Genomic DNA, 1,304 nt, shown 5'->3' on the forward strand with positions numbered 1-1,304 from the left:
TTGAAAGCACCGGTCTTGAAAACCGGCATACGTTAATAGCGTATCTAGGGTTCAAATCCCTATCTCTCCGCCACTATACAGAAAGCCTGCAAAGTAATTTGCAGGCTTTCGTCATTTTCGACGTTTGAAAATTAGATGGAATTTGTATTAAATCCCAAGTCGGTCGCGACCCAGACTCTCTGTACAATTAAGAAGCCTCGCTAGAAATAGCGAGGCTTTTTTTATTTCAGCGCAAGCTGGAAATGAGAGGGGGTTGTTCCAATCTGGAAAACTAACTGGTCAGGTCTATCCATCTTCTCGAAGATATTTTGGTGACTCTTTTGGAGCTATCCAAAAACCGATTCCATGCATCACAGACTTTGGAGATGATGTCGTCGTAATCAGTAAAATATTGATTGGCTAAATAAATAGTGTTACCTCAACCAACGCCATACTTGTTCGATAGGGTTTAGCTCTGGAGAATAGGGCGAAAGTTTGATGACACTGACATTTTAAAGTCATTGGCTTTATCTTTTATGTATTGGCTCAACAGCTCTCTTTGCTCAGAAGTTAAGAATGGTGGTCTTCCTATTCTTGGCTTTTCTTGCCGTCCTTCCAGCCCTTCTTCAAGAAAGGTTTAAACCTACTTATTGACACTGGTTCGGCTTACCTTGAGAAACTTGGCGATTTGTGTGCGTGAGTACCCATCATTTGAAATGAGCAAGGGCCAGCAGTCTCATTTTCATCTGAATGGCCTCAATTAGTTCATATTTTTACTTAGATTGGTATTAGGCTCGGGCTTCGCTCTGAGGAGAGTAGAACGGCGAGGTTTCTAGATAATATTGTTGGTGAAGTCTTCGAATTTTAGAGCATAAAAAAGCAGCCCTAAAGCTGCTTTTTAAATATGGGGAGAATGGAATTAGGCTTCAGTTTGTTCTCTTTGTTCTGCTAAAGAGCTTTGAGCTAGCTTTTCATCTTCCATCTTTTTTTCTTCAGCTTTCGCCTTTTCAATCATTGGTGTAATGGTTGAACCTTGAATCAGGATAGAGAACACCACAACCGAATAGGTCATTACAAGGATGATCTCTTTTACATCGATCAGCTTGTCTTGAACCACCCAAATCCCTGATGGAATTGAAAGTGCCATTGCTAGCGCTAGGCCGCCACGTAGGCCACCCCAAGTCAAAATTTTTACTGACCATGGGTTGTATTTTCTGTAACGTTTAAAGCCTATGTAAGAAAGAAATACACTTAGATAGCGAGCTGCTAGTACAAGAGGGACTGAAATAGCCATCATAATCCAGTCTTCTTTGTGGAATTCAAAT

The 1,304-nt window shown here is 41.0% G+C and carries 1 protein-coding gene and 1 pseudogene; both read right to left on the reverse strand.

The window, feature by feature from the left end:
* Positions 1-271 precede the first annotated feature (271 nt).
* Positions 272-491 (reverse strand): annotated as a pseudogene (locus R7Q38_RS25185) (transposase); the annotation flags it as partial.
* 407 nt (positions 492-898) lie between these two features.
* On the reverse strand, positions 899-1,304 hold a 406-nt coding region (locus R7Q38_RS23610; RefSeq protein WP_318114493.1), incomplete at its 5' end, for a cation:proton antiporter.

This window comes from Vibrio sp. Vb0598 (genome assembly GCF_033338935.1).
Classification (GTDB): domain Bacteria; phylum Pseudomonadota; class Gammaproteobacteria; order Enterobacterales; family Vibrionaceae; genus Vibrio; species Vibrio alginolyticus.